We start from the raw sequence: 8,470 nt of genomic DNA, 5'->3' as shown, positions 1-8,470 counted from the left end.
AAATCCTCCGTTGAGCAAGATGGGTATGAGCAGACGCCGGACACCACCAGCGCCCGCCTTTGTCGGACCCTGAGGCATCCGACATCCGATATTTAGAAAAAATGGCCGGGCGTTTTCAAGAGGTCAGCGCAAAAAACTTTTGCCCAACATCGCCGGCCATATCCCTCCGACAACCAGCCGCGATATGCCTTTCGGACAAATGCGTTCTTCTGCTTTAGCCGACAGCAGACCTTCCCGGACGAGCCGCGATTTCAGCAGTACAAACCACCGCCGACACGCAGTTCTTGCGCGCAATAAGACAAACAAGCTCGCGCTGAGTGCCCCCCCCAATTTGCTGCTCGAGAATAAAAAAACCGCGTCCGGAGAGTATAGGCGCGACGAGTGCGCACATGGAATTGCGGTTGGCTTGCACCCATATGCGCTCACCTCTCCTCGCTTCTACGGCGGAGCGCCGCCCCATTCATGCATCATTATCACGCGGTATCTGCGATGTTTGGTCCTTTTCTGGTTTCGACGGCAGCCGGTCTCCGGCGCATCACGTCCTCGGCGGACGCGATTGCTTTCATCGAAGCCTCGATCACACGTCCCGCCCCCATTGGCGTATCGCCAGCCGAATGCTCGAGTGGGCGTGGATGAGCGCGGCTGATGAGGAAGCAGCCAACGTCGCCTTTCGAAACGCGCTTGAAATCGATGGGCTACTGCAGGAGTAACGCGAAGATTCGCTTTGCGCAAACGGCCGCCACGCTTGTATCTTGACGAGTTGGTGGACATTGGTTGACGGTTCTGAGCTACGAAGCAGTCTGTTGCTTGGCGATCGGCATCGGCAAATCCCGTCTCTATCGCGACTGCGACCCAGGCTCGAGCTCTTGTTAATTGCGAGCTTTTTCCATAATGAAGGTTATGCGAAACACGGAGCGTCGCGTAGGTCTGCTTTGCACTTGGAGCAAACTCCGTGATTACTTTTTGGCGCTCAACCTACTTCCTGTTTCGGTCGCCGTCTTGATCGGGAAGAACTGCGCCCGCGCCGCCAGCGCCGAGAATGCGCCCGCGGATTACAGGAATACGTGCCGCATCGCCTGCTGCGGGAACATGTAAAACCTGCAAGGATGCATTGCAGAGTTGTCCCAGGGGATCTTCCGTCTCGGATTAGGCTTGCGATGAAATATAGCACGTCCTCGAACCGTATATTCCCCTTGGCCAACCCGATGCGCATCGCGGCGGCGCCTTCCTATCCGCGCCTTTGAAGATGAAACTGGAGTAACTTCGATAGATTGCGAGGGCCTTCTCGACAATCTGTGGCGAATAGAAGCCCTCAGGTACCTCTTCCGGGGGCGCGGCGGGGTGTGCCGGCGCACGCTCCAAACCGGCGATGCTGCGGCGAACCTGCATGAACAACCGATCCGGTTTTGAGGCCCGCGTGTGATCGCGGCCATCCGTAAGCTCTCGCTCATACCTCGCCATCATGCCCGGCATGGCCTAGGCTCGCCGGTTGCCAAATGGAACCTCCGCGTCGTAACCGTCTTAGCTGGCATTCTCCTGTGTTGCCGCCTCCGACTTTTGCTTCCCTTGTGATCCCGTCCCCACCGCCCGCAGGTTCTCACTTGTCAGCCCACGAGCATGTTTGGAGGCTAATTTGCGCGATGTCCTGAGAGTGAAAACGTCGGAAACCGGGCGAGGCTGGGTGGTCGAACACCGGCGCGCGCCCGACATCTGGACCGAGCTATCCGGCCTGTATGTGTCGGAAGAAGCGGCGTCGGCCTGGATCGCGGAGCAGGGACAGAAGTATCTCGCTTCCGAACGTCATCGCCGGGCCGCGGTGATACGTCGGAACAACGTGCATCTGTCCGGCCGGGGCAGCACGGCAATGGTCTTCGCCCATGGCTTCGGATGCGATCAACAGATGTGGCGCTTCGTGGCGCCACAGTTCGAAGAAGATTTCAAGGTTGTCCTGTTCGACCACGTCGGATGCGGAAGATCAGATCCAAAGGCTTACAGCAGCGAGAAGTATGCGTCCCTGTCCGGCTATGCGTCGGACCTAATCGAGATCGGAGACGTCTTGGGGCTCCGAGACGCCGTTCTGGTGGCACACTCGGTCAGCGCCATGATTGCCGTCCTCGCCTCCGTCGCCGCTCCGAAAATGTTCGGTCGCCTCGTCCTGATCGGGCCGTCCGCCCGCTACATCGACGACATCGGTTATCTTGGAGGGTTTTCGGAGAAGCGCATCGGTGAGCTGCTGCAATTTCTCGAGAATCATTATTTCGAATGGTCGGCCGCGATGGCTCCGGCCATCATGGGAAATCCGGAGCGCCCTCACCTGGCGCAGGAGCTCAACGACAGCTTCTGCCGTATGGACCCGGTCATTGCGCGGGAATTCGCGCGTGTGACTTTTACGTCAGACAGCCGCGCCGATTTGCCTCTTGTTAGCCGCCCGTCCCTGATTCTGCAGTGCGCGGAAGATGCGATCGCCCCCTTGGAAGCCGGAGCCTACGTGCATGGCGCTATTCCGGGAAGCACCCTCGCTGTTCTCAAAGCTACGGGCCATTGCCCGCATCTTAGCGCACCGGGCGAAGTCGTCTCTGCCATCAGAGCGTTCGCCTGAAACCTTTCCATGTCAGCGCCATTGCCGAGGCAGCACACGCCGGGTGTCAACCGGCCATAACGGGGATGATTGACGCGGCGATTCTGCCGGTTTCTCGTCGCGACGGCAACGCAAAGGTACTCCCTGTGTATGCGCTTACTCGGCCTTCAGCGCAGCCTTAACGCAGTCCGGCGTAACCGTCCCAATCGAGACCACACCCCGTTTGATACCACTGCCGTCGCCAATGTGAATATACGTAGCCACTCTGTTGCCATCCGTATCGATTGTGTCGCAAACCAACGCTTTTAGGCTCTTCCGAGCCTCCACAATGGCGGCGTTAATGTCCGGGAACTCTGCCCCGTCCTCATCGGCGAGGGTCGAGCCGTCGTCGTATTCGATATTCAGGGAGTATCGCGGCATCGGCGTCGCCTTTCGCTTTTGAAAGCTACGCACTGGACACTTTTAAGTTTCCTGGTCAGGCTGAAACGCTTCCCTGTAATGTCCGCGGATGTGGTCAACGCACTCACAGGCAGCTTCTTCCAGTTTCGCCTTTGATTTAACGCGTATCAGGCCGCGGCTGTAATCGATCATTCCCTCTTGATGCAATGCTTTAGCCGCGTCGGACACGCTCGTCCTGCGAACGCCGATCATAATGGCGATAAACTCTTGAGTAAGCGGTAGCTCATCACCCGCCAGGTCATGCATGCGCACCAGCCACTTACACAGGCGCTGATGGACACTGTGGTGTGCGTTGCACGCGACATGTTGCTGGGTACGTGCGAACGCATAAAGCTCATAGGAGATCACTATCTTCCGGAACTCATCATTCTCCAGAAGGAGCTTCGTAAGCTGTGGCAACGGGATGACGGATGATTCCCCTGGGATCTGCACGTTGACGCGGTTCAGCGACTTGCCGTGATCGAGCGCCTGGATGCCGCCGAACACGCCATCCCTGCCGACGACGCCTGTTTCGGCTCCGCCGCCGCCCGGCAGATCTACGACAAAGGAGAGTACACCACTGTGGGGGAAGTAGCCTTTGCCAAGCTTCTGGCCCGGTTCTGCTACGCACTCACCTTTGTTAAGCTGGATTGTCTTTAAGTGCGGTTCAATGCTGCAGAATGTGCGCTCTGCTAGGCGCGCAAGCAATGCATTAGGATGCTGAGGCATGCGCCAGCTCCGCGTTTTCCGACGGGAGCAAATGGCTCTCACACCAGCGGGCCGGGGTCCGTGGCTGGTATTGCGGAGTCAAATTGGTGTCTTCTGGTCCGGTTCCACCTTCCAACAAATAAATTTGTATGTCGGGCGCCGTGCAGACCGGGGTTACAGGATGGGTTCACCTCCCGGAAAAGGGAGGCGGCATGCCACACGTCACAAACAGAAGCTGGACCGAGCAGGACATCGCTCGCCTTCAACAGATGGCTGCCGAAGGGGCATCCATCCTTCGGGCGGCGGCGGCTTTGAAACGCAAGACAACCTCGGTGGCCAAGGTCGCGCGTCGTCACGGCATCAAACTGGCCGGCACGCGGCAGCTAAAGGCGCAGATCCGAGAGCTGGACGAAAAGGCCCTATTCGGACGCTTTTGACTAGAGCTGCGCCAGGTACGTCCCAACAACAATGAGCGTCACGATGAGCGCCCCCATGATCGCGAAGGGGGCAAACCGCTCGAAATTGCTCAATGGGCGACGCTCGCCGTGTCCAGAGTGACGCAGGTCCGCTTCCGCTGACGCCGATCCATCCCCGTCACCTTCATGACCTTTCCGACCGAGCAATTGCCGCCCTGGACGTAGACCACGGCGAACGGGTTCAGGGTGTGAGGTTCACGCGAAAGGATGGTTTGTGCCGCGGCCGACCCGGCGAAAGACAGGAAGCCGACACACAGAACGATGGTACGCATAACTCATCTCCACAGCCGACGATGGCCTACAACGTCGGAGTTGAGAATTAGTTTTTGACAGAGAATATCGTCTCTAGACCTTGTACGTTTTTCACCTCAACTGATTCGGGCCGTCAGGCTCGTACAATCCGCACCCGTCTGCACGCTGGCCGACATTGGCTAAAAAACATTCAGCTTGAAGATAATTGAGTTAGTCATACTTTGCGTGCTTCCGCGAAGACCGCTTAAGCGGCGGCGGACTGGAGGAGGCATAAGCATGTGGAATTTCGGTCAGTCGTCCGATGATGAGGCGCTTCGCCTACTGGCAGCATTTTTGAAGATCAATGAGCCAGAGGGGCGCCGCGAGATCGTGGAGCTGGCCGAGCGATATCATCGCATCACGGTCCATCCCGTGACGAAACTGCCGCAACTGAGGCAGGACAACGCGCCCGCGGTTAACCCGCCGTTTGCTGACAAGAAATAGCATACTCCTCAACGGAGGGTGCAGCCATGTGGTGGAAGAAGGACGATCCATCAGACAAGGACGCCGTGCGCCTGGTCGAAGCCCTTCTAGGCAAGGCCGAGGACAGGCCGCAGAACGTCATCGACTTGTCGCAACGGCTCTTGCGACAGAAATCCAAGCCAACCTTGAGGGTCGTTAAAGACCCGGAGGCCTAAACGTGCTCCCGGTGTCGCCGCAGCTCCTCAACTGCCGCCATTCCCGCCGCCAACATTCTTGCGAATGTTCGCTCCCCGGGACTCACCCGGTCTACCATCTTTGAGGCGATGAATCGCCGGTACTCATGCGAGTCAAGTTATTTGGGCAGCGCCTTGCAGGCCTTGTCGAGCGCCATTTCCATCTCAGGGATGACCTGCAGTAAAAGGCATCCGCAAGCAGCGGAGTCGTTTGCCTTGCATTGGACGACAAGTCCTTTCACGGTCATTTTTGTTTCCTTTATTGGACCCGCCATTAGGCGAGCTTTCTCGGTCACCAATGGTTAGTGCGCAGACTTGAGTTCTATCACGGCTTGACGACCGGCTTCTTTCAACTTGGTAAGACTGCGGTCGCCCTGGTGAGCAGCAGCGAGAATTTGCTGTGCACCATAAGACCGGTCTTTGTGTGAAGGCCGCCGCGAACGGATTGAAATTCGAGCGTCTCTGCATTAACGCGGGCCTGTTGACGGTCTCGCCATCTCAGGTTGTTTCGAAGCTGCTAGCTGTGCCGGGACATTTGAAACTCTGATGACAATGCGAACGATTAAGTAACACTCGCGCATCAGTGTACCTAAGCAGCCGCTTCTCTTTTTTAAGGCGGGCCGCGCTGGCAGTTATTCGTGTCCAACGTCGCACACGATCACTGAATGTGATTCGAACCTACCGCAACCTCAGAAAGGGGCGAGCGAACCTGGACCATGGCGACGTTTCTTTCTTTGCGATCTTTCGTAAACTGGCTGCTGCTGCGTGACGCGAGCCCCCAGCTGCTCGTTGCCAAATATCAAGAGCTGAAGCATCAGATCCCCCTGCTCTACGCGCTATTGAGCTTGAACGCGCTGGCCGTTGCCTTCACACATCTTGAGCACGCACCGCACTGGATGACGATCTGGATTCCGGGTGTCCTAGTGTTGGTCAGCGTTGTCCGCATGTCGAGCTGGCTCAAACGGAGCGGGGTCATCGACGCGCCCACGGCTTTGCGACAATTACGCCGCACCATTCTGCTGGGTTCGCTGCTTGCCGCTGCTTACATCAGCTGGTCGCTAGGGCTCAGTCAGTTTGGCGGCGACCACGAACAAACGCACGTCGCCATCTTCATCGCCATCACAGTAATTGGTTGCATCTTTTGCCTGATGCCGCTGCCCCAGGCTGCCGTTGCTGTGACGGCCATCGTGATGATGCCGGCGCTCTACTACTATCTCTCCTTCGGAGACGCTGTCTATGCGGCCATCGGCATCAACATCGCGCTGGTGACGGCCGTTCTCATCCGGGTGGTCTTAAGCGGTTACCAAGCTTTCAGAAGCTCGGTGCTCGCAAACATCGAAACGCAACGGCTCAATGCCGAGATTACAGCCATCGCGCATACCGACCCTCTCACTCAGCTCCCCAATCGCCGGCTGTTCTTTTCCGAGCTAGCGGAGCGCTGTGCGGCCGCCCGTTATAACGGGCATGAATGCGCGGTCGGCCTCATCGATCTCGACCGCTTCAAGGCCGTTAACGACACGATGGGTCATATTTTTGGCGACCAGCTGTTACAGACGGTCGCTCAACGCCTCAAGGAGGCGTTTTCAGAGCACGGCCTTGTCGCCAGGCTGGGCGGGGATGAATTCGCATTCTGCATCGAGGCTGATGGCTGCAAAGCGACAGCGTTTGCCAATACAGTCTGTGAGGCTATTTCGGCCCCCTATGTTATCGCTGGCGCCAATGTCTCCATCGGCGCGACCTGTGGCATTGCGCTTCTTTCCACGGTTGGAGACGAAGACTCACTTTACGACGCAGCCGATTATGCCCTTTACAAGGGCAAGTCCGACCGGCGGGGGTTTGCAACGCTCTATGCAGCTAGGCATGAGGCCCTATTGCGTGCCGACCGCGCCATCGAAGCGGCGCTGCAAAGCGCTAATCTATCGACGGAGATGGAAGTCCATTATCAGCCGATCGTAGACCACAACCAGCGCGTTATCGCCGTCGAGGCCCTGGCGCGTTGGAACAGCCCTGTTCTTGGCAACGTCCGCCCTGACATCTTCATCCCACTCGCCGAGAAGACCGGGAATGTGCATCGCCTCACGCTTATTCTCTTCGAGAAAGCGCTCCAGCTGGCGGTCAGCCTGCCGGAGAAGGTAAAGTTGTCCTTTAACCTTTCCGCTCACGACCTGATGAGCTCCGAGACCATTTTAGGTTTGATCGCTCTTATCAGGCGGTCGGGCATTGCGCCGGCGAAACTCATTTTTGAGCTGACCGAAACGGCCGTCATGCGGGACTTCGATGCGGCGGAAGAGTCTCTCACACTGCTACGCGCGCTTGGAGTCGCTATCGCGCTGGACGATTTCGGAACGGGTCAGTCAAGCCTGAGCTATCTGAGGCGTCTGAACGTCCACAAGGTCAAAATTGATCGCAGTTTCGTGGCCGATGTCCATGAACATGGGGGGCAAAATTTGCTGGCTGCGATTGTGGCACTTTGCAACAGAATGGACATCAAGTGTATCGCCGAGGGAGTTGAAACATCCGATCAACTCAAAGCGTTGAATGAGCTCGGATGCCAAGCATTCCAAGGCTACCTGTTCAGCAAACCCTTGCCCGAAGCACAGCTTTGCCAGTGGCTGGACGGTCATTATCTGACGGACGGCGGCCCATCGAGGGTTGAGACGCCAAGGGTAACAGGCGCGATCGCCCGCCCAGCATAGGACGCTTTACGGTAGGTGGACGTTATGAACAAGCGATCCATGCAGATCGGTCCACGGAAGACCAGTATTCGACCGGTTCGAGCCATGAGCGGAAATTCGAGCTCGGATGCCTTGATCGGCGCATGGAAACTAGGAGACGTGCAATCGCCGAGAGAAACCCTGCCGCCCGGCGTGGATTACGGACAGACAGGGCGTCCAAGATCAGCCGCGGCTCAAAACCTACGAAGCCGCATTTCAGCACGCCGACGACGCCGGCTTACGGACAAGAGCCGGGAGGAACCGGTGCTGATTGACGGGTATCAAAATCTGGAAGTTGACGAGTTGAGCCCTAATAGCGGTGCCGACGACGAGACAGCGAAGGACTGGTCACTGTCGTCGCGGGTGAATTAAACGGGGGTAGGGTCAGCGCTTGGCCATGCCCTTCAAACTGTCGAGGTCGATAACGTCCCGTTGTCGTCCCTTACCATGATGTCAAACTGCCCGCCATCAACGAGACTGTTAATTTTCTCTAGAGCCTCTTAGGCCGTTACGACGAACGAGCCAACGGACCCGCCTGTCTTCGTCTCTGCATCTACCTGAAAGGCCGCGCCCACTCGTTTGGTGCGCTTGGATCAACCGGGCTGCCCG

At 57.6% G+C, this 8,470-nt stretch carries 9 protein-coding genes; 5 read left to right on the top strand and 4 right to left on the bottom strand.

Going from position 1 to position 8,470, the window contains the following annotated elements; translation table 11 throughout:
• The first annotated feature begins 1,864 nt into the window (after positions 1–1,864).
• Positions 1,865–2,599, top strand: a complete 735-nt coding sequence (locus tag ACIQ17_RS27230) for an alpha/beta fold hydrolase (RefSeq protein ID WP_398472464.1) — start codon at positions 1,865–1,867, stop codon at positions 2,597–2,599.
• Between the two features lie 135 nt (positions 2,600–2,734).
• Here ACIQ17_RS27230 and ACIQ17_RS27225 read toward each other — a convergent pair whose 3' ends face one another.
• Positions 2,735–2,998, bottom strand: coding sequence for a DUF6894 family protein (locus ACIQ17_RS27225; RefSeq protein ID WP_398472462.1), 264 nt, complete (start codon positions 2,996–2,998; stop codon positions 2,735–2,737).
• Between the two features lie 42 nt (positions 2,999–3,040).
• Positions 3,041–3,745 (bottom strand): Crp/Fnr family transcriptional regulator, encoded by a 705-nt coding sequence (locus ACIQ17_RS27220; protein WP_398472460.1) that lies wholly within the window; start codon positions 3,743–3,745, stop codon positions 3,041–3,043.
• A gap of 191 nt (positions 3,746–3,936) precedes the next feature.
• Between ACIQ17_RS27220 and ACIQ17_RS27215 the strand changes: the two genes are divergently transcribed.
• Positions 3,937–4,161, top strand: coding sequence for a hypothetical protein (locus tag ACIQ17_RS27215; protein ID WP_398472458.1), 225 nt, complete (start codon positions 3,937–3,939; stop codon positions 4,159–4,161).
• Between the two features lie 89 nt (positions 4,162–4,250).
• Here the strand turns inward: ACIQ17_RS27215 and ACIQ17_RS27210 are convergent, their stop codons facing one another.
• Positions 4,251–4,472, bottom strand: a complete 222-nt coding sequence (locus ACIQ17_RS27210) for a hypothetical protein (RefSeq protein WP_398472457.1) — start codon at positions 4,470–4,472, stop codon at positions 4,251–4,253.
• Between the two features lie 256 nt (positions 4,473–4,728).
• Between ACIQ17_RS27210 and ACIQ17_RS27205 the strand changes: the two genes are divergently transcribed.
• Complete coding sequence (locus ACIQ17_RS27205; protein WP_398472456.1) at positions 4,729–4,935, top strand: hypothetical protein; 207 nt, start codon at positions 4,729–4,731, stop codon at positions 4,933–4,935.
• A 26-nt stretch (positions 4,936–4,961) separates the two neighbouring features.
• Positions 4,962–5,129: a hypothetical protein gene (locus ACIQ17_RS27200; RefSeq protein WP_398472455.1), complete on the top strand. Its 168-nt coding sequence runs from the start codon at positions 4,962–4,964 to the stop codon at positions 5,127–5,129.
• A 137-nt stretch (positions 5,130–5,266) separates the two neighbouring features.
• Here ACIQ17_RS27200 and ACIQ17_RS27195 read toward each other — a convergent pair whose 3' ends face one another.
• Positions 5,267–5,395 carry a hypothetical protein gene (locus ACIQ17_RS27195; protein WP_398472454.1) on the bottom strand — a complete coding sequence of 43 codons (129 nt, stop codon included), beginning with the start codon at positions 5,393–5,395 and terminating at the stop codon, positions 5,267–5,269.
• Between the two features lie 468 nt (positions 5,396–5,863).
• Between ACIQ17_RS27195 and ACIQ17_RS27190 the strand changes: the two genes are divergently transcribed.
• Positions 5,864–7,843, top strand: a complete 1,980-nt coding sequence (locus tag ACIQ17_RS27190; RefSeq protein WP_398472453.1) for a putative bifunctional diguanylate cyclase/phosphodiesterase — start codon at positions 5,864–5,866, stop codon at positions 7,841–7,843.
• The last annotated feature ends 627 nt before the right edge of the window (positions 7,844–8,470 follow it).

It is taken from the genome of Tardiphaga sp., from assembly GCF_044340795.1.
In the GTDB taxonomy this organism is placed as follows: Bacteria; Pseudomonadota; Alphaproteobacteria; order Rhizobiales; family Xanthobacteraceae; genus Tardiphaga.
This window is presented reverse-complemented; position numbering and strand designations above follow the sequence as displayed.